Source organism: Mucilaginibacter sp. SJ (assembly GCF_028993635.1).
Taxonomy (GTDB): Bacteria; Bacteroidota; Bacteroidia; order Sphingobacteriales; family Sphingobacteriaceae; genus Mucilaginibacter.
The window spans coordinates 2,128,715-2,149,489 of record NZ_CP118631.1 but is presented as its reverse complement, the minus strand read 5'-3'; the positions used below and the strand labels follow the sequence as shown (position 1 = coordinate 2,149,489).

20 protein-coding genes are annotated in these 20,775 nt (G+C 41.2%); 5 read left to right on the top strand and 15 right to left on the bottom strand.

Going from position 1 to position 20,775, the window contains the following annotated elements; all coding sequences use genetic code 11:
• Positions 1-49 precede the first annotated feature (49 nt).
• The 15 genes from MusilaSJ_RS08630 to MusilaSJ_RS08560 all read right to left on the bottom strand — a co-directional run bounded on the left by MusilaSJ_RS08630 (position 50) and on the right by MusilaSJ_RS08560 (position 16,719).
• Positions 50-1,333: a hypothetical protein gene (locus MusilaSJ_RS08630; RefSeq protein ID WP_274989591.1), complete on the bottom strand. Its 1,284-nt coding sequence runs from the start codon at positions 1,331-1,333 to the stop codon at positions 50-52.
• Complete coding sequence (locus MusilaSJ_RS08625) at positions 1,330-1,578, bottom strand: hypothetical protein (RefSeq protein ID WP_274989590.1); 249 nt, start codon at positions 1,576-1,578, stop codon at positions 1,330-1,332. The genes MusilaSJ_RS08630 and MusilaSJ_RS08625 overlap by 4 nt, the downstream gene beginning before the upstream one ends.
• A gap of 85 nt (positions 1,579-1,663) precedes the next feature.
• The gene (locus tag MusilaSJ_RS08620) at positions 1,664-2,251 is read right to left on the bottom strand and encodes a hypothetical protein (RefSeq protein ID WP_274989589.1); all 588 of its coding nucleotides are present in this window, start codon (positions 2,249-2,251) and stop codon (positions 1,664-1,666) included.
• Between the two features lie 132 nt (positions 2,252-2,383).
• A complete protein-coding gene (locus tag MusilaSJ_RS08615) occupies positions 2,384-3,592 on the bottom strand; it encodes a hypothetical protein (RefSeq protein WP_274989588.1) in 1,209 nt (402 codons plus the stop codon).
• A 114-nt stretch (positions 3,593-3,706) separates the two neighbouring features.
• Complete coding sequence (locus MusilaSJ_RS08610) at positions 3,707-4,909, bottom strand: head maturation protease, ClpP-related (protein WP_274989587.1); 1,203 nt, start codon at positions 4,907-4,909, stop codon at positions 3,707-3,709.
• Positions 4,910-5,210: 301 nt separating this feature from the next.
• Positions 5,211-5,450, bottom strand: a complete 240-nt coding sequence (locus tag MusilaSJ_RS08605; RefSeq protein ID WP_091163227.1) for a hypothetical protein — start codon at positions 5,448-5,450, stop codon at positions 5,211-5,213.
• Positions 5,451-5,582: 132 nt separating this feature from the next.
• Positions 5,583-7,931 (bottom strand): coiled-coil domain-containing protein, encoded by a 2,349-nt coding sequence (locus tag MusilaSJ_RS08600; protein WP_274989586.1) that lies wholly within the window; start codon positions 7,929-7,931, stop codon positions 5,583-5,585.
• A 75-nt stretch (positions 7,932-8,006) separates the two neighbouring features.
• Complete coding sequence (locus tag MusilaSJ_RS08595; protein WP_274989585.1) at positions 8,007-8,423, bottom strand: hypothetical protein; 417 nt, start codon at positions 8,421-8,423, stop codon at positions 8,007-8,009.
• A 137-nt stretch (positions 8,424-8,560) separates the two neighbouring features.
• Positions 8,561-9,109, bottom strand: coding sequence for a hypothetical protein (locus tag MusilaSJ_RS08590; protein WP_274989584.1), 549 nt, complete (start codon positions 9,107-9,109; stop codon positions 8,561-8,563).
• Between the two features lie 138 nt (positions 9,110-9,247).
• The gene (locus MusilaSJ_RS08585; RefSeq protein WP_274989583.1) at positions 9,248-11,296 is read right to left on the bottom strand and encodes a hypothetical protein; all 2,049 of its coding nucleotides are present in this window, start codon (positions 11,294-11,296) and stop codon (positions 9,248-9,250) included.
• Between the two features lie 97 nt (positions 11,297-11,393).
• On the bottom strand, positions 11,394-13,499 hold the full coding sequence (locus tag MusilaSJ_RS08580) for a hypothetical protein (protein ID WP_274989582.1): 2,106 nt from the start codon (positions 13,497-13,499) through the stop codon (positions 11,394-11,396).
• Positions 13,500-13,522: 23 nt separating this feature from the next.
• Positions 13,523-13,963: a hypothetical protein gene (locus MusilaSJ_RS08575; protein ID WP_274989581.1), complete on the bottom strand. Its 441-nt coding sequence runs from the start codon at positions 13,961-13,963 to the stop codon at positions 13,523-13,525.
• A gap of 212 nt (positions 13,964-14,175) precedes the next feature.
• Entirely contained in the window at positions 14,176-14,895 is a 720-nt protein-coding gene (locus tag MusilaSJ_RS08570) for a hypothetical protein (protein WP_274989580.1), read from the bottom strand.
• A gap of 46 nt (positions 14,896-14,941) precedes the next feature.
• Positions 14,942-16,201 carry a PBSX family phage terminase large subunit gene (locus MusilaSJ_RS08565; protein ID WP_274989579.1) on the bottom strand — a complete coding sequence of 420 codons (1,260 nt, stop codon included), beginning with the start codon at positions 16,199-16,201 and terminating at the stop codon, positions 14,942-14,944.
• Positions 16,202-16,251: 50 nt separating this feature from the next.
• Positions 16,252-16,719, bottom strand: coding sequence for a terminase small subunit (locus MusilaSJ_RS08560; RefSeq protein WP_274989578.1), 468 nt, complete (start codon positions 16,717-16,719; stop codon positions 16,252-16,254).
• 176 nt (positions 16,720-16,895) lie between these two features.
• Here MusilaSJ_RS08560 and MusilaSJ_RS08555 point away from each other — a divergent pair, with 176 nt between their 5' ends.
• From MusilaSJ_RS08555 to MusilaSJ_RS08535, 5 genes are all read left to right on the top strand, one after another.
• A complete protein-coding gene (locus tag MusilaSJ_RS08555) occupies positions 16,896-17,399 on the top strand; it encodes an Xre family toxin-antitoxin system antitoxin (RefSeq protein WP_090523737.1) in 504 nt (167 codons plus the stop codon).
• 97 nt (positions 17,400-17,496) lie between these two features.
• Positions 17,497-17,961, top strand: coding sequence for an RES family NAD+ phosphorylase (locus MusilaSJ_RS08550; RefSeq protein ID WP_274989577.1), 465 nt, complete (start codon positions 17,497-17,499; stop codon positions 17,959-17,961).
• 83 nt (positions 17,962-18,044) lie between these two features.
• Positions 18,045-19,289 carry a BamA/TamA family outer membrane protein gene (locus MusilaSJ_RS08545; RefSeq protein ID WP_274989576.1) on the top strand — a complete coding sequence of 415 codons (1,245 nt, stop codon included), beginning with the start codon at positions 18,045-18,047 and terminating at the stop codon, positions 19,287-19,289.
• 273 nt (positions 19,290-19,562) lie between these two features.
• Positions 19,563-20,159, top strand: a complete 597-nt coding sequence (locus MusilaSJ_RS08540) for a hypothetical protein (RefSeq protein ID WP_274989575.1) — start codon at positions 19,563-19,565, stop codon at positions 20,157-20,159.
• Between the two features lie 146 nt (positions 20,160-20,305).
• The gene (locus MusilaSJ_RS08535) at positions 20,306-20,596 is read left to right on the top strand and encodes an RNA recognition motif domain-containing protein (RefSeq protein WP_112575243.1); all 291 of its coding nucleotides are present in this window, start codon (positions 20,306-20,308) and stop codon (positions 20,594-20,596) included.
• The last annotated feature ends 179 nt before the right edge of the window (positions 20,597-20,775 follow it).

Genomic DNA, 20,775 nt, shown 5'->3' with positions numbered 1-20,775 from the left:
AGTTTTCCTTTATATACTTAGAACTTCTGACTGGAGACTTATGGCTTAATTATTGGCACATAGCTTCGGCTTCTGCTTGCTTAAAACCGTAGGCGTATACCAAAGCGGCTATTTTGTTTTTTTGAGGAATGGTTGATTGCAGAAGCTCATTGATGGCGTTTCCGGCTTTGATGCCAGGGGTATCGTCGGCTGCTATTGCCGTTACCGGCACAATATTCCAGTTATTACCGGGATTTAGCTCTTTGTAAAAGTGGCTGAATATTTCGGCAAAGGTTTCTGACAAGTCCAGTCTATCAGTGGCGGTATTATCATTAAATTCAAGAATAGCCTGCTTTTTTTCGCTGCCATTACTCAAGCCGGATGATTTTTCGGCGTTAATCAATTCTTTTGGCACCGAAAAGCCTTTGATAATCCGCGCTTCCACAGATCGTTCGGTAGTTTCAAATAGCTTGTCGTTATTTTGAATAGGGTATGCCTTGAATTCCGGTTTGGAGTTTTCATCTTCATATTCTATTACGATGATCTTTTGCGCGCTTTTCGCACCCTGGAATGCGCCCAGGTCTTTTTCAAGCTGCGATGGTATATTGGCCGCTGAGTACTCATCGGCATCAGGCCTGGTGTTTTCGGCCTCCTCGCGGCGCGACTGCATAAAAAGCATGGTTGATGGCAGAAACCCGGTGGTTACCTCCCTGTTGTTGAAAATCTTGATCCCGGCCTCGGTTTCAAAATCTTCCCATACCGAATCTGCTTCAATCAGCGGGTAATCATCAACTTCCGGGTTAAAATAAAATAGCTGCCCTTTGTAATGCTCCCATCCGCCGGCCCGGGATACCTGTTCCCGGATCACCTGCGGATCGGGGTTATACCTGTCTAAAAAAGTGATCTTGCTGCGCATGATGTTTTTCCAGGTTTTGCGGCCCCAATCCGAGTATAGCGCGTATTTATCGGCTGTTTCCGGGGCATCAGTATCACCCATGCGGATATCCTCGAATTTCACATAGCTTACTGATACAATCTTAAAATCAGCATTGTAATTTAGGTGAATGCCGAAACCAGTGAAAAGTGCTTTGTCGGTAGCCAATGCCTTTAATAGTTTGGCAAGGGTCAAGCCTTTGGAGTTAATTACCTGTTTGCCGAGGTCTCTTTTTTCAAACCCGTTACCGGCAATGAATTTTGTTCGTTTGTTCCAGCAGTCTTTTGCTGTAGGTGATCCGGCTACCAACTCGAGCATGCGCTGCGGATAAGCATTATCCAGGTCATAATTAAGAATACCATAGGTTTGGTTTGGCCTTACCAGTATTCGCCGTTCAATTTGCGGAAGATAGGTTTTCATACTAAACCTCCTTTGTTTAAAACTTCATCTTCTGATATTTTACGCTCATAGTTGGCCTGCACTGTCCCACCCCCTTCATCGGGCCGGGGAGCAAACAATGCTGCTATATGCGGGTATCGCTGCAAATACCATTCGGCTTCTTCATCGCTAAGGTTTTCATTACTGTGGATAGCTGCCGAACCGGGGGCAAATTGATGAAAGCCAGGTTTAAGGATATATTTTTTTGTTATTACGTCATTAGTCATTTGGTCATTAGTTTTAGGTTAGAAAAATGAGATCTTAATGGTCATTAGCCATTATACAATGACTAATGACCTCATGACACAATGATTATGCTGTAACCAGCGCCTCGAGGGCTGCTAAAGTGCTTGCATAGGTGGCGCTGCCGGTGCCGGGAGCAATAGATACCGCACGCGGTGGGTAAGGCTCTTTCATTTTATCCGGATTGGTAAGCTTCAGTTTGTAGCCGCCGTCAAGTGATTCATCTGCGGCGTTACGTTCGGCATCGGTTAGGATCAATCCGTTTACCGCGCCAAAAAGTTCAATGGCCGAATCGCTTGATTTATAGTTATTAACCGCTATGGCGCGTACGCGGCCATATCCCATGGCCATAAGCTGGCCTTTGATATCAACAGATAAGCCTGCGATATTGAAATCTATCTCCTCGGTATAACGCGGACCTACCTGGGTTTTTGTTTGTTTGGAAGTAGTATTGAAACTGTTATTTGTTCCTTCAAATTTGTAAACTTTAGCATTGCTTACCGCCGTTAAGCCTTTAACAATAAGCGGGTTGGTTGTGTCATAAGTGAGCACAACATCATCCGCATTAAAAATATAGATCACATCCTCAATACCCGAGGTGATCGGTTCGCTCGTACCCAGGCTGAAACCTGCGTTTATTTTATTATAAATTGACATGGAGATTAATTAGTTAGTGATTTAGTGAATTAGTGGATCAAGGAGTTGCTGAATTAATGATTTAGTGAATTATACATTTGATATGAAAGGCAAATTCACTAAATCGCTAATTCAATAACTCAATAATTGATTCTAAGCTGACAGGTAGAACAGTTCGTTGGCAAATTTGAAGTTTACGGCTGCTTTCATACGGGCTTTCATGCGCACCACGTTATCGTTGGTGTAAGGCTTCAGGTAAACGGTTGATAGCTCGGAAGCATCACCTAACAGGTCGACACCGAGGAATAAGTTAGAAGATCTTGCACCTAAAATAGTATTAGCCTGCCAGTGGTTCATAATCTGAAGCGGAATACCCAGGTAGTCCATTTTTTTCATATCTGTAAAGGCGTTGATAACGTTGAGTGCATTGTTTGCCTGTGCCTGAGCATAAGCATAACCTACATGTAAAGGGATCTGTAGATTAAAATCCTCCTGGATCCTGTCGGCAGGGTCAAGCTGGGCGTAAACGCTGCCCAATACCTGTAACACGTTGCTCACGTTGATGTAGTTTACTGTAGCTGCCGTAGCTGTACCGCTAAAAGTTGCAGGTTTGCGGCTGTTAACCTCGTTATAATTGCGCACCAGCTTGAATGAAGTTGCACTGGCAATCTGAATAAAATATGATTGGCCTTGAACAGCGATACCTGGCGCGCCGTTGGTTGTATCCTTGCTGGTGCCGGTTACCGCGGTGATTGTAACAACATCGCCATCGGCAAGGGTTGAGGTATCGGTTACGGTTACAATGCCGTTCGCGTCAATCGCTGTTGCTGCTAATGAGGTTGCCGGTTTGCTTAAGCCTACTTTATAAACGCCTGAAGCCGCAGCTATTGATGGGAGCAAGCCGGGGAAATCGGCGGTGAAGGCTGCTTCTTTGGTTGCGCCTTTGCCAAGCCAGTACAAACGCTCGTTAGCTATCTGGATTTTGGTTAGATAGCGCTGTACCATAAAGTCCGACAGGTCAACCACACCTTCGTAGTCCATGAAAGCACCGGGTTTTAGGGCCTGGGCTTCCCAGCTTTGTGCAAGCTTATCCCATTGTTCCTGTTTCATAAATTCGTAAACCACAGGGTCAAGGTAACTTTCGGTTTGGTGTGCAGTTGTACCCTGATCGGTAAAGATACCCGATGGGTTTTGCAGTACAACGTCGTCATCAACATCAAGGATCACCTTGCGGGCTTTTACGTCGTTAATTACGGTGAGCAGGCCACGCTTAACTGAATCAGCTTCAAGTAATGTGCTTGCCATAAATCCTGCCAGCGCTTCGCCGGCGTAGGTGTTGTTTGTAAATGTAAATTGAGCCATAAAGTTTAGCCCCCCGTCCCCCTAAAGGGGGAGCTTTTGATTGTTTTAAACGTATAGGGATAGTGAGAATGGGTTAATTAGATGCGATAAAGTTTAGGTAATGTGTTGATTGGTTTAGGAAGCGATAGCTTTTTTTACCGCATTTTTTGCGATTTCGGTTTGTGGTGCGAAGAACGGAGCTGGTTCTGTGTAGGTTTTATTGCTGCGTTTTGAACTTTCAGGGATAAAGGTTGATTTGATTTCGTTTTTTACCTCAGTGCGTGTTTTCTGCAGGCGGTTGTTGGCTTCTTCAAGTGCTGTACGGGCTTCTGTTAACAGTGCATTTTGCGCATGCAAACGGGCTTTTAACTGTTGGATGCGATTTTGCACATCGGCAGGTTTTTTAGTCGATTTAAATTTACTTTCAGGCAGGTCGTCATCTTCATCTTCTGCTTCCGGTGCATTTTCGGAGTCGGCAGGTGTTACTGTCTGAATCTTTCCCTGTTTAACGTCCAGTTGTTTTCCATCGGCGCAGGTATAAGTATCACTTATGGCAGGTGTAGTCATGTCTTCGTCCTGATAAACCTCGGCGCCTTCTTCAATTTGGCCTGCGTGATGGAGCGTTCCCTTATCGGTGATGGTTTGCTTGTTTACCACTTTTTTAAAAAAGTTCATGATCTTGTCTAATACCGATGTTGTTTTCTCAATGAGTTCTTTGTTCTCGATGTTCATGCTGTTGTTATTTATGTTTAAGATTTTGTTGATGCATCGCTGGTAAACTGCTGGGGCAGCGTTTGTGTAGTTTTTAATAAGCGCGCTGTTGGTAATCTCTGTTTGATAATCTTCTATTTGGTCGATAAAGCCAAGGTCAAGGGCCTGATCGGCAGTCATCCAGGTTACGGCGTTGATCAGGCTGTTTACGGTAACTCCGTCCAACCCGGATTTGTCTATGTAGATCTGTGCCAGGCGCTCCTGAACTACATTTAGCATCTGTACATCTTTTAAAAGTTCATCTGCATTGCCGCCGGTACCAACCATTGGTTTGTGAATCATAAGCAGCGCGTATTTGCTCATGATCACTTTTCTGCCGCCCATTGCAACAACTGATGCTGCTGAGGCGGCCAGCGCGTCGATATAGGTAGTAACTTTACCGGGATACTTTTTAAGCAAATCATAAATAGCGATGGCATCAAATGCACTGCCGCCTACCGAACTGATGTGTACTTCAACGTCATCGCCCGCTGCCGCCTCAAGTTGGGTTTGTATGTAAACTGATGATAAATTACCCGAACCAATGCAGTCGGTTTCGGTATCGTATAAATAAATTTTGTAACTCATATTGGTTGTTTTAAGTCCGAAAGTCGGTAAGTTGGAAAGTCCAGGATTGAAACCGGGACCTTGTTTGTCGCTTAGGTAGCGTACGATCTTTTGGTTTTTCAATGCCAATTGGCATGTATCAAAGGTCGTGGTTATTTATTATTTGGATGGTGACAGCGTTTTGTCAGCGGTTGTTATTATTGGAAATGAGTCGCGTTATTTGTTCTGAACCCTTGGAGATCGCGATACCTGCGAATTGATATAACAAATGTCGGTACAAATTTCATTTAACATGGTGACAGTGTTTTGTCAGTGCTATGGGTTAAGCTGCTTTCTCCGAAAAGCAATTGAGTGCACGCCAAATAGTGCGTTCGTCTTTATTGAACTTTATTTCTGCTTCAAGCACAGCCTGATTTTTATTAATACCACGGGTTTGCTGCTGGGCGTTCACCCATAAATATATTTCACGGTACACAAATACTTTAGTGGTTATAAAGCCAGCCTTATACATGGCAGAGAAAATTCCTTCATCAAAAAGGGTATTGGCTATTTGGATATCCATTTTTTTAGCGGTCAGGGTTAGCGGTTAGCGGTTAGCGGTTAGCGGTTAGCGGTTAGCGGTTAGCGGTTAGCGGTTAGCGGTTAGCGGTTAGCGGTTAGCGGTATGTTTATTGTGATGATTGGCATAGTTTATTTAAAGGTTTACACGGTTGATAGTTTGGGCCAATATATTTTGTTGGTTATTTATGTCCTTAACATCCACATAAACAGGAGGGAAGTTATTGATCATTTGGTAGGCAAGCGTATTGGCCAGATCTTTCACATCGTTAACCGGTTGATTATAATAACGGTTAGCATTGCCTCCGTCGGTAAATATACCTCCTATGGCATAACCGCGGCCTGGATTGGGTATCGAAAAGTCACGACCACCATGCGCCACGTTAATTGCACTTACCAAATTGCGGGCCCAGGGATTACGCATTGCTTCAGACACAACAATAGCTTCACCCGAACGGAGGTATGCATTTGTATTATCGGTACGGCTATAACCGGGCAATAATGCCCCCCGACCGTCGGACTGATAGTGTAAGCCGCCTTTAGCATATTGAGGTGGTTTTTGAGCTACAATAGTGGCTACTTGTATAGCTGTAGAGGCGATGATGCCCGGTATAACAAAGGGAGCAAGTATACCCGTTTGTGACGTTGCTTTGGTAATGGCCAATGCACCGTTAATAACGGCTTGTAATATCGATGCTTTCTGTTCTGCCTTAAAGGCCTTGACTTTTTCTGCAGCTTCCTTTTTTTGATACTTATCTTCAATCGCTTTTTTCTGGGTGTTTGTCAGGTTTTTATTGCTTAGTTCGGCTGATTTGTCTTTTTCCAACCCTCTTATCCTGGCGTCACTTTGTGTTTTAATATTGTTTTGAATGATAGAAAAAGCTTTATCGGCCACTTGTTGTGCGCTTTGCAATGCAAACTCTTTACGTTGTTGCTCGTATTGCTGAGTTAACACTGTAATATCCTTTTGCTTTTGATCTTCTAATTCTTTAATCTTGTCGGCGTTGCCGGCGGCCAGTTTAATCTCGTAACTATATTTATCATCAATGAGTTGTTTTTCAGCTTCTAATTTTTGACCGGGGAGCAGGGCTTTATCAACCTTTTTCTCATCCTTTGCCATAGTGTCCTCGTGTTGATGGGCATCTATTACGGCTTGCATTTGCTTTTTGGCTTCATCAAAATCATTTTTATTGAAAAACTGAATTTTATCGCCAATAACAAGATGGAATTTTTGCTGAAGCTGCTCACTTTTTTTGTTGTAATCTTCCTGACTGATCAGCTTTTTATTCAGCGCGTCATTTAACGTAGCAAGCTCGATATCGTAGTTTTGTTTATCAAGTTCAATTTGTTTGGCAAAATCGATTGCTTTGGCTTGTAGGATTTCGGTGGAGCGACTATGATCAATTATTTGGTTCACTGATTTTTTATGCGGAGTACCAGGTGAATTTTTTCCTGTTGTATCTGAACTAACTTCATTCGACTTTTTGTTGGTTAAAATTAGCTTTTCTCTTTTTTCAATTTCCTGATAAAATTTTTCGTTTTGGTCATTAAGTAATTTTGTGTCCGTTGATAGGTCATAAATTATTTTGTCGCTGGCGCCAAGATCTTTAGCAAGAAGTCCTGCACTATTGGCCAATCCCTTAATTGTTTCCCCTTCGTCGTGAACAGGATTTTTTAAAGTATATTCATAGCGGTTATCGACTATTGCTTTTTCTTTTAGAACATCAAGATTGTTCTTACGCTCTTTCTCAATTTTTAAATTATTTTCAAGTATCCTGCTCGCATTTACAGCAATTTTGCTCTTTGCCTCCTCCGCATAGGCTGTCGCAAGAATTTGTTCTTTTAGGTTTTTATATGATTCTGCTGCTTTATTATTAAAAAAAGCCTCGTCACTAACGTTTTTGAATGTTTCGGGCCATTGATCTCTTAACGCAGCAGCAGCTTTCTTTTTGTCAACCATTAATAGCATATGGCTTTGTGTGGCACGGTACAAGGCAGTTAAGTTAGCAATTTCACGCTGCGCCGCTTGATCAGCTTTCAACTTAGTTTGTATAAGCGATTCAGTAATGATCGCATTATCCTTCATTGCTTTGCCCAGGGCAGAGAGCGTAGCCTGCCCTTTGAGCATGTCAGCCACCCAATCTATAATCACATCGCTATAGCTGGCAAGCAAAGTGATGCCGACAGAGATAAGAGAGTTCCAGGATAAAAACGAAGATGCTAACTCTTTTAAAATGTTTTTGGGCTTCTGGCCGGATGCAGCAAGCTCTTTATTTTGCTCGTTTAATTTCTGCATCGCGTCCACCACTTCCGGTAGTTTCTCACCGATGGCTTTAATGCCTTCTTTTAAGCCATCCGAAAACTCGGGGAATTTGCTGTTCACTCCAATAACCGCTTTTCTCAATTCATTTAAAGCGTCGGTATATTTTTTTGTTTTCTCGATATCATCGTTGCTGATATCAAGCTTGTAGTTATAATTGGTCATATTTTTATGTTTTAAATGCTATTTGGCATAATTGAATCGTGCGATTAATACCAGTCAATATTAATTGCGCAGAGCTTAGTTGAATTTATTTAGTTCTTTATCAACACACTTGTTCCAATTTAAATAGTAATTGTTATCTGCAAATATGTAGTTTGGCGGTAAGGGTTCTTGTGTCGAGGCGTTTTTTTTAACTACTTTCCAATTAAGGTCTATAGAATAAACGCTTAACATTACTTCCTTGTTTTTATAAACAGCAGGGAACATTTTGTAGCCAATATAGGTGCCTATATATGATGACCTGTATTTACTTAAGCTATCATTTACAATCGCATTTCCTGAAGATATGAGCTTAAAATCAGATGACGTTGTTGATTTGATCAAACGGTCTAATGGTAATTCGAGCGATGTTATATCACTCACAAAATATTTATATGCATAAACCTTATCGCCTTTATTAAAGTGATTAACCTTGTAATTGAAATAATGAGCCATTATCAATTTTCGGTTGATAAAACAAAAAAACGCTATCATTATTAAAATAGCAGTAATAACAAGTATGCTATATTTTTTCTTATTCAACATGGGAAGTTTTTTAATTAGAAAGATTTTGACCCTGTGGTATTTATGACTTATTTCCTAAAAATAGAAGATTCTTTGTCCGTAATATCAATCGCCCATATGTAAAGTGGGCCATCTTCAAACTCGTATCCAACCGGTGGATTGCTCCTAAATTCCTCTTTTATTAAGGTTTTCTTGTTTGTTGTGATGGAAAAGAAAAGCATAGGAACATATTCGTTATTTATATTTTCCGTACTTTGAATTTCATATCCGGTATAAGTGCCTATAAAAGCAGTTTTATATTTACGTAAACTATCAGCACTTATTATCCAGCCACATCTTGCCATAAAAGGTCGCCCATTTAAATTGCTGTTTATAGGTTTAACTTTTCTAAATAAAGTTACATGAAATGAATGATTGAGTAAAGGATCAATAGCGTATAGTTTGTCATTAACTTTAAAATGGTTATTCTTAAGATTAAAATAATAGAGATGTAAAAAGCTTTTATTATACCAAAATGTAGCTACGAGTATTATGATAACTGAAAGGCTGCCTGTTAACCAAATTATTTTCTTTTTGCTTTTTTTATCGTTTGGTTGTTGGACTTCGGTTTTAAACATGATAACGCAGGTTTTGCTAATTTTTTTGGTAAATATAAATTACAGTTCGCATAAATCAAATACTGGGGCTGAATATTTTTTACACATATCAAAATTTCAATACTTTACTTTAAAAATGATTTAACCACATCAATGTGATCATCCAAGTTTCACTAATTCAACCTTTGTAGGCTGTCCTTTATGCCAGCTATCAATTTTGTTGATATAATAATAACAGCTGTCTTGCTCCAGATAAACTGGAATAAGCAGATCCAACTCCAGGATATCCCGCGGGGTTAATAAAAAATATCTGACTACCTTTTTGGTTTGGGTTAGTATCTTTTGCAGTTGCGGATAATAGTTTGTTTTTAAACCTGGCTGCATGGCGCCGTTAACTCCCGGTTTATCGCTAAAGCACAGGTTAAATTCGCCATCGGGCTTGTAAAAATAGGGCACCGATACCACGTCATTTACCCAAACAGTCTTTTCGCCGTCGGTAAATTTTACCGTAGGATAATCTTTAAGATTGAGCAGGTTTAACTTCTGGTCAATCAGTATCCTTGGTGATGTGCTGATGCTGAAATCGTTGGTATCACTGTCAGGATCGAGCTTTTTGATTTGAGCTATGGTTCCGCCGGTAAAAGCCCGGTTAAGGGTAGGGGCAAATTGGCTTTCAAACAAATCGGCGCTGGCCGGCAAGGTTTTGTCATTAACTACAATTTCAGAGTCGGCAAACTTTTTAGGCAGCACATTATCATCATCCTTGTATTTCATGTAATTAACCTGCGCATATCCACCAAGCTGGAAGCTAATTGTTTTGCCCTGGTCAATACATTTACCGGTCCAGTTTCTTGCAATGGGAATGTTATCTACAATATCTGCAAATGAGTTAAAGGATACGGTGCGGGTACTGTTATCTGTTTGGCATACAATGCCGAAACGCTGTAGTGTATCCTTTAATAAATCTTTCTGACTTATATCCGGAAAAATACGTTCGCATTGTACTTGTTGGCCGTATAAAATCGGTTTTTGGTCAACATCAAACCTGAAAATAGCACCTTTGTGAATAAAAACCGTGGTATTATAACGGTGCAGGTGAAAAGTGATGAAAACGGAATCTCCTTTATTAAGTTCAAAATCATATGTGAGCTTTAAATTTTTAACCGGTTCTGTACGCTCGCGGGTATTTGGTGGATAAGCCTTATCCGTAAAGTTGATTGTTTGCTTTGCCACTTCGCTTGAATGACCGTTTGCTTCACGATAGTTTATTATGAGTTCAAAATATCCATTGTCACCGGTATTAGCAATGCCATGCATATCCAAATCCAGTATCAGGCTTGCTGTGCCGTTAACCCGCTCTGTTGCGTGGTATTCCTGAAATCCAATTGGTAATGTTCTGTCCGTATTATCATTGGCGTGCATACCTAACTGCCCGCCATCAATTACAAGCTCGTTATTTGTAACGTACAACATCGATGCCGATTTACTCAAACCTTCAACCGAATGCTGAAAATCGGTACCATGTTCAAACTCGTCGTTGGCAAACTGGCAAATAAGTTTAGGATATAACTCATTTTTAAGCAAGGATCCTGTTGCTTTATAACCTGTGTTTTTGATCATTAACTCGATTGCTGTTTTAATGAAAAAACCGGGGCGCATGGTGTATACATCTAAAGGTTTATCAAAATCAACTTCATTTATCGAGCCATAATCAACAACCGGCCATATCCAGCCATCTGTCTTTTTTTGTGAGGCGATAATGGTATCCAGATTCCAGGGGTGGTCATAAACCTGCCATGGCAGGTTTTTACCCAAATTGGATGTTGGGCTGCTGCTATCACCCATATCATAGATTTTTCCCTCCAACGCGTCAAAAAAATCAACGTTACCGCTTAGTATGGTGATGTTGGCCATATCCTGTTCAATGCTGTTAAGTACAGCCAGCCCGTAAGGAATAATCTCCACCCCATCCTGAATAATTTTTGCCTGGTAATTATCATAAGGGAGCATAGTAGTAAAAGCTATATCATCCGGGAAACCCAAGATTTGACGGTTACGCTGTGTTAGCGGGATCTTAAACTGGTTGCTGGTGTTACCCTGCTGGTTTTTAACTTCGGCCAGGTTATTGATTTGGAAGGTGAGCGCAATAGGGCTATCATCAGTTAAATCAACCGGTTGGTCATTAATATAAAGTTGTATCTGGTTCATGAGATTTAATAAATGTTATTTTCCGAAGTGTTGCTTAATTTGTTGATGATCACTACTATGGTATTTATAACATCAGTCTTAGGAAAGAGTAAGCTCGCTACTGGCTTTGAATATTTATGGACGGCATATTGAATGTTATGCTAAATGGGGCCTGTCCGTTGCGGGTTTCATATTCGCTGTAGGTGGCGGTATTTATCACGATGGTTTGCCACCTGACGGGATTTTTATTTACCAGCATTTGTACCTTTGGCGAATATTTAATTGACTGCAGCCCGCGGATATCATTTACAGAAAGATCTTCGGCCATAACCTTCATTTTTTGACCTGCGCTTTTGCTGATCACATCTTCAATTCCTTCCTGGGTTTGCCAGTTTTGTACAAAGTTTTTAATGATAACAGCATTTTGAACATCCAGGCTTATTTCCTGGTTAAATACAAAACGATAGTAATTCCAGGAACCACTAAGTCCGATCCATCTCAGGTATACTGAATTATCATCAACAGCATCATCTATCCGTACAGTTTGTGCTTTGGTTAACGAATGCGAACCGTTTTCATCATCATACCTGATCTGGATATTGAAGTAATAGGCCACGGCCGGGAAGTTTGCATTAACCATAAGCCGGTGCAGGCCGGCAGGACCTGTTAAAGGCATGATAAAAGATGTCTGGTTACCGATGCTAAACTTGCTGCCATCTTCATTCAGGATCCATGAATCATCCTCATTTTGCAAATAATCGGGTTGTGAACCACCGGGTAGCGGGTTCCGGTTAATATCAAGCAAAGTAAGCAGGCAATAGGGTTGGAGACCGACCATCTCATCGGTGCAGATGAACCCAATATCGAATGGGTACCCTGCCGAATATGCAGGTTCTTTAAAATCTGTTATCCATTGTGCAGGTGAGTTAACGTTTGGTACATAAGCTGCAAGGTTGCCGCCATATTTATCCCCGAGCTGTTTGGCCGCGTAAACCACATAGTACGGATATTGAATTTGACTGAAGTTGCTCGTAAATCCTTCGTTTGAGCCATCATCATAATGATGGGCATACTCAACCGTATAAGCGGCACAGAGATTGGTATCGCGATAATCAACTTGGTTGTAATCGCTGCTGTCGACCGGGCGCAGCAAGCTCTGTAAAAAGTTTGACAGGTCCGCTTTTACTAAGCCGGTATTATCCGGCCGGTTTACTGATTTTATGGTGGATAGGGTATTGGTAAGCGGATCGGTATAGGTAATGCGGGTATGCAGCTCATAATACGGGTACATGCTGTTGATATTGATAAAGCCGGTTGTGTCACCGTTTATAAAGGAAGTATCAATCACTATGCTATTGGTGCCTGTTACTTTTTCAATGGTATAAACTCCTTTATAAGCGTTCGACTTCAGATAGATTTTATCCCCTTCCTTAACTTTAACCAACCCTGTATTGGTATCTTTAAAATTGGCGTTAACACTGATGTTGGCATGTCCTTTTTCGCTGTCGGCTGTTATGCTTTTAATCGTGAAATCTTTTCTTTGATAGGTAAACACAATAGGATTGAATGCTGCGCTCCAGCGTGATACATATCCATCGGGGAGCATTACCGAAGGATCACCGGTTAACAGATTGGTGGATGTTGAAATACTAACCTCCGCGGTGTCTGTACAGCCTAAGGGGTTACTGTCTTTTACAAGTATGTGTTTTAACCCTCCGCTTAGGTTTGTAAAAACAGGAGACGCCTGCCAGTTTGCACCCAGATCGATACTATACAATATGGATGCAAAACTTGAGGTCGCGTTAACTGTAATCTGAGCGTCGGCAGCTCCCGGGGCCGACTCGATCTTGTTGATATCTATGTAATTTATCTTCAGATCACAAACAGAGGGATTGGGCGAAGGATCGTCACCGGCTTTGACAGCAATTATGCTAAACGATACATAATTGCTCCGGATCATATCGCCCTGGGGACTATATTCGTAATCCCTGATGATACCTGAATAAAGTGGGAATGATTGCCCGGCTACAATAACGGTGAAGGTGCTTGTATACCCGTTTTCGTTACGCTGATAGGTGACTTCGCAGTTATTGCCATTGGTGGGCTGCCCGGTATCAGCATCAATAATGCTGATGAATACATCGCCCTGATCAATTTGCCCCCCGTTTTGGTCGGGGTAGGTTGTTGAGCTGATGGTTTCATTAATAGTGGCTGTTATATTCATTTTTTATTAGTTAGAATGAGGGTTTAAAAAACATCAAAATACATGGCCGATAACGTTATGGTTAAACCAATACCGGTGGTGTTAACATCAAACTTGTTATAAACCGGCACACATTTGGCTTTTTGTCCTGCTTTAACCCTGAAGTACCGCCCTTCGCCTTCCCTGTATTTTGAGGCTTTTACCACGAATTGGTTAGCCATTTGCAGTGCCTGCGATATGTAGGTTTCATTTTCGGCCGTGAATTGTCCAAAATCTGTTTTGAACAGAAACTCCATATAAACGGTGAACATATTCTCAACCGAGCCATTAACCTGCGGACTTACCTCAATAGGCTGAAGGGGGTAAAGAAATACACAGGGAAAGGTGATATCATCTGCAAGGGTATTCAGTTCGGCCTGGGTGCCATAGGCAAATGCCGGGTTGCCATTAAGTGTTTGTACAATAGCTTCTATTTGGTTACGCATAATAATTCAGGCCCCGATCCCTGGGTTGGGGTGGTTTGGTATTTAATAGCCTTGCAGGGATAAGGCGCTTTAAGTTGTAGTTTGAGATAGCTCGCTATATCGTTTTTGATATTCAGCTTCGGTTTTGTTAAGCAGCAGTTTGGTAAGCAAGCGCTCATATGGCATACTCATGATCAAGTCCCATTTGGTAATATCGCCGCCTGCTAATGAGTTTACAGTGTTGATGTATTTGAATTTTTCGAACGACTGGATTCCCGCCCTTTTTTCCAATACGGTAGGAGCCGATGCCAAAAGCTTATTCTCGGCATCGATAAGCTGGGATAACAGGTAAAAAAATGCTTTGAGATGGGCAGCGCCTCCGTTACCCGTAGCTTTTTAACTTCATCCATAAAGCTCTCTACCTCATATTCGGCATATTTTTTACCTGTTGCCCGGCAATAGAAGTATTGCGCCAATACCTGACAGCAGGCGTTTAATGAAGGATTAAAATGTTCCTGCCAATCATCTTCGCCATGGGTTTTTATATGGGTATTTATTTCTTCGGCTATGATATCGCGGGCTGCCATAAATGCGCCGGCAGGCTCAACCGAAAGGTTTTTCATTACTTTTACCTTTGTTTTTTGGAGTGGTGCCCCGCTGCCCCCGGGTAGCATAAAAATTACCTCTTTGGGGATCTCGTTACTGTTGTACAGGTGTTTAATCTGGTGGGATAAAGAAAGCACGGCATCGCCAAACTGGTGCAGATCATCATAGTTTTTGATGTTATGAAGCTCAGTAACCGGTATGCCCGAAAGTATGCTGATGGCCTCCAAATCTGTTATATCGGGCCGGGCTTGCAAATCCATTAGTTGGCCCAAGGTTACTTCATTTAATTGCGTTGGTATCCGGACCCGCAACTTGCCCTGGGTTGTTTTTAATATTTGTTCTGTCATATCTATTTAAGCCTGTATCGGTTTTGTGGTTTTTGATTATGGATGTTTAGATCAGCTCGTGTAATACCCCTGCCTGTTGAATACTTTGCCTGTGCGGCAGGCGCGAGTGGAGTTTTCCGGTGCTGTTTATTTTTAATTTATTAAGGGCGATATATCTTAAGGGATCTATCAAATGGTTCCATGAGTCAACCGGTTCATTGATGGTTTTGCCTGTTACATCTACGCGCCATTTGTAACGATTAAGCTCGTTACGCAGGTTTGTACTATTGCGGGTTATATTTATTTTGTAGCGTTTAAGGATATCAATGGAGTTTTTAACGCTGTCGGCACCTTTTTTTGCAGGCGTAATGCGCCAGCCCAGGCGTTTTAATTCTTCTATTGATTTGGGCTCTGCACTATCTGCAATAATTTCGCGGTTAAAACCTACACCGGCCTCTTTTAATTTTGAGGAAATATCTGTGTTGGTGAGGCCTGTTTTATAGAGTAACTCGTTTACCCACAATTCGCCGTTTTGCTGGTATACTTCAATGCATCCGGTTTCATCATTAGTAAAACCAAAATCTAACCCCAGGGCTATCAAACGGGCATCGGCCGGGATAGATTCGCAGATATACCAGTTGTCAAATATAAGCCCGGTTGTTTTGCCGGTTAAACCACGGGCATATACCTTCCATAGTTCAATATCAACAGTTTTTAACGCTTCTATTTTATCACGTACTTCCTGACCTAAAAACGGGTTATGCCGATGGTCGGACACTATAAGTTGTACCCCCGGTTTACCAATTAAGTGCTCATGTACCCAAAAGCCGGTATTGGGGTTATAGTCAATAAAAATGCGCTTTTTGGTGCGCAGGGCCAATTCTGTATATACATCCCACGTAAGGCCATTGGCTTCGTTGATAAACAGGTAGTCGCGCTTTCCGGATTTTGCGTCCTGTCCGTTGTCGTAGCTTTTAAACTCAATTATGCTACCGTTGAGAAACTCGAAAATACGGTCGCTTTTATTATAGCTTTTAATTTTTGCCTGTAATACCGGCGAAGAGCTGTATATATTTAGAGCATCGCGCAGGGCGCCTGCTTTAAGGTTAGGGATATCCTGTCCAACTATGGTGATCACCTGTTTGGGGTTTTCGCAGGCAAGGCAAAACAGCGCCTGCTCAATGGCAAATGTTTTACCGCTGCTGGTGCCTCCCTGGTTAATTACCACATGCGCGGTTGAGAGATAATTTTGTTTGAACAGGACAGAACAGTGAAAACCTTCCGGTTCTTTAAATGGAATGTCGGTGATTATTTCTTCATCGGTCATTGTTGCTGATTTTTAAATCTGGTACCTGAACTTGCAAACGGGTACCGGGCCTATAGTTTTACCTCTTTTTCGCTACCGGCAGGGGGCGGGCCGGAGCTTAAGATGTTTACTGTTAAAACATTTCCTGCCTCTGTATTTGGTGATGGATCATGTTTTTCGTTCCACCCCATGTTTTTTAGCGCGAACATTGCCCCGGTTGCGTTTTGGTGCAGATGGGCTTCATAACAAGCTTCTACGCGTAAAACGCCTTGTTTAACTGCCTGTGAAAACGGGCCGTGCTGTACATAAGTATAAAACTCCTGCCGGCTGCTAAAGCCAAGGGCAAGGGCCAGCCCTGATAGCGTTGCGGGTTCGGGTTCACGGTCCCAAACCTTTTGTTCAATAGTTTCTGCATTGTCTTTACTGTTTTTTACCGGTTTTTGTTCAATATGATATTTCCCCTTTATATAGGCGAAATATTTGTCAATAAGCCGCTCAACCTGGGCGGCGTTATCAAAGGAAGATATATCGGGTTTCATTATGTTGTAAATGCCGATTGGCATAAAAGAATAATCAAATGTCGGGAACATTTTTTACAATTGCTAATTTTATTGGTAATTTTTTATTTGAGCAAATATAAGCGGATGGGCATAGGTGGTGGAATGAATAAAATGTAAATATTTTCTTTTTTAATAGAAAATATTTACATTTGTGTATGAGCAAAGCAATTAAACGTAATACAGCTATTGAAGGCAGGCAAGGGCAGGCTGCATCCCGCCCTTATGTATTTACCGATGCGCCTATGCAGGTTTTTAATGATCTGCTGATGCCTTATGAAACCTATTTTAAATCGCCTTTGGCCAAGCTTGGGGCTATAAAACAAGGGTTGCGTTCAAATTCCATCACTGATTTAGTAAAGGTAACCGGTGCTACTCAAAGTGATATTGCCAAATGGCTGCATATAACCGAGCCTACTTTGCGTAAGCATTTGCAAAGCACACATGAGCTAAACCAGGGGCTGAGTGAGCACATCATTCAACTGTTTGAGCTTTTTGATAAAGGCCTTGACACCTTTGGCTCCCTTGATGAGTTTAAAGGCTGGCTAAAACATTATAATCCGGGTATTGACGCTATCCCATTTGATTTACTCGATACCATAACAGGCATTGGTATTGTAATAAGTCAGCTTATCCGTATTGATTACGGTGTGCTTGCCTAAAAATAATTATTGAATTAATGATTTAGTGAATTATTGATTGCATTTTTAACGCAAATTTATGATCACTAAATAGGTTATTAATCTTTCCTTCTATCTTTTGAACGTTTACCGGATAAGTCAAACCAAATATGCTCATGACCGCAAAGGCTCAGGAATTGACGGCCGATGGAATTCATTGGGACAATATATGATCTATACAGGCGGTTCACTGGCTCTTGCATGTCTTGAAAAACTGGCGCACTCGCCCGGTACTGCTTTATATGCCGGTGATTTTTCGGTTATTATATTTCAGATACCGGATAGCCTGCCTGTTTTTGAAATCACTGTAAACAAACTCCAAAAACTTAATGCTAACTGGCATAAGGTAATTAACTACCCGGTTACTCAATTGCTTGGTGATACCTGGCTTCGTAAAATGGAAACGGCCGTATTAAAAGTGCCATCGGCAATTATTGATCTGGAATATAATTACCTGCTTAATCCGGCCCATCCCGATTATAACAAAATAACTATCAGCAGTGTAAACAAGTTCACTTTTGATCCGCGGCTTAAAGCGCAATAAAATATTGTACAAACAAATAACTTAAATAATTATTTTATAATTGCACGGATAAACCTTTACTTTTCCTGCATCGAATAATTATAATGGGTATTAATAAAACAAGCATTTTAATTTTTGCAGGCTTGCTCATAAGTATCAGAGTACACGCCCAGGATAAAAGATACATCCCGATAGGGCACACTAAATATAAAGATACAATACTGGTTACTCATCCCGACACTACTTTTGAAAAAGATATATTTGACATCATTGGATCTATTTTTGGTGAAAGCAAGAAGCCCGGCAAAGTTGATTCTGTAACTTCAAAACCGGTAATATCAATTATTCCGGCTATAGGTTACACTTTACAAACAGGGCTGGCGGGTACTATATCAGGCAATGTGATTTTCAGGTTAGCACCCGATACCCGGATCTCCACCATAACAGTAAACCCTGCCTATACTCAAAATAAGCAGGTGATTGTCCCTATCCAATCAAACATATGGTCGAAAAATAACAAATATGATTTTATAGGCGATTTTAGGTTTTACAAATATCCGCAAAGCAGTTTTGGCTTAGGCAGTAATTCTGACAGGGATAATGAGAATCCTCTTGTTTATAGTTTTTTCCGTTTTCATGAAACTGTTTTGCGCAATATAACCGGAAATTTTTACGCCGGTTTGGGTTATATTTTTGATGACAGGTGGAATATGTACGAGAAAGGGCAGTTAAATGGAAAAACGTCCGACTATGAAAGGTACGGCCCTGTTAGCCACGCCATATCAACCGGGGTAACATTTAGCGGGCTCTATGACAGTCGCGATAATACCATCAATGCATCGCGCGGATTTTACACCTCGTTACAGTACCGGGATAATTATGCATTTTTAGGCAGTACAACTGCCTGGCGCTCTTTAATTGTTGACGTGCGCAAATACTTCAGGTTTCCGGAAAGCTCGGATAACGTGCTGGCCTTTTGGTCATACAATTGGTTGGTAATTAATGGCCGGCCGGCATACCTCGATCTGCCCGCTACAGGGCACGACCCGGGCTTTACTACCGGGCGGGGATACATACAGGGTAGGTTTAGAGGGGCGCAAATGGTTTATCTTGAAAGCGAATACCGGTTTAGAATAACCCGTAATGGTTTACTTGGAGGGGTAGCTTTTGTAAACGGCGAGTCGTTTTCGGCAGCCCCGGGTACCGCTTTGCAAACTGTGCAGCCCGGTTTTGGAGCCGGTTTAAGGGTCAAACTAAATAAGGTATCCAAAACCAACATAGCCATTGATTATGGTTTTGGGCGCGAAGGGTCAAAAGGCTTGTTTATTAATGTGGGCGAAGTGTTTTAATGAGCGTGTATTAATTTGATTAACAATGCGTTGTTCGTAATTTGCATGCAGATTTTATATTTTTGATGTCGAAAACCTCCCAAAACAGGTCGCCGGGTATCCGTTTTTTGCATTTTTGTTAAAAGTGCATTACCACGCATAAACCGGCAACTTTAGCATGACTGTTGACGTATATTCATATAAAGGTTAAAAAAAGTTAAAAAATTAATTTGTTTAACCATATTTAATGAAATTTGTAATTATTTATTGCTATGTTTATTCGCCAGTAAGCCTATGATACGTACCAGTTTTACCAAATGGTTTGTTTTACTAAGTTTATCCATTTCGGTGGCTTTAACTTCCTGCCAAAAAGACGAGGAAGTAAAAGATATCAGCGCAGTTAAAACATCCGGCAGTAAGGACAGCGTATCATCAGTAAACATTATCAATACTCCGGGTAATTTTCTTGCAGGGAAAGGTACTTTAAAAGTTACCATCGAAGATTCCACTTACACTTTTGATGCCAGCCAGGATTCAATTGCATTCATAAACGTGCATAATGGCGATAACAAATATTTTGGCATCACAGCAATCAATAAGGCGCATAACATGAGTTTTGGCATCAGCTCGTTAGGATTGGCTTCGGTGAAAACCAGCAGTGATGTAGCCGGAAGCCAGTTTTTGTTTAAGGTTGATGAAAAAAAACCTTTGCTTCAATATACCCTTACCAAATATGCCGGGCAACAGGATTTTGGTAAGATTGATATGGATCAGTATAACCGCGAAAATATGATTGCTAAAGGTACTTTCTTTACCTTTTTAGCTAAAGACGATAAGTCTGACTCTCCTTTTTACCGTGTTGAGGGAAGCTTCGAGCTACAACTCAAATAAAATCCGGCTTTGTTTTTGACATTGGTTTGGAAATTTTTATTCAGTAATATGAAGGTAAAAAAGCCATTACCTAATGATCATTAGCGCCCGGAAAGGCAGAAATCCGGCTCTTTTTTTGTACCTTTACGCAAATTTTAAAAACATTGATGAAAGTATTTATTGCAGGTCTTCCTTTAGAAGTAGATGAGGCCGAATTAACAGCTGTTTTTGGTGATTTTGGGCCGGTTAAATCGCTCAGGATCATTAAAGATCGCGAAACAAAAGAGAGTAAGGGTTTTGGTTTTGTGGAGATGGTTAACGAGGATGAAGCGAAAGAAGCGATACGTTGCATGAATGGAGCAAGTTATTATGGCCGCAGGATCACAGTTAACATAGCCGAAGATAAAGGTCCTGGCTTTAACGGCGGTGGCCAAAAAGGTGGCTTCAGGCGTAATTAATACCAACTAAAACATTTATTCTTCCTTTTTAAAAATATTAGCCGGCTTAGTCCGGCTTTTTTGTTTTTGGTGATGCCGGATTTATAATTTAAATCATTTAAAATTAGTTGATTAAGAGTTGTCAAAAAAGCTTATTTTAGTATGGATATCAGCAATTGATAAACCAATGAGATAAACAG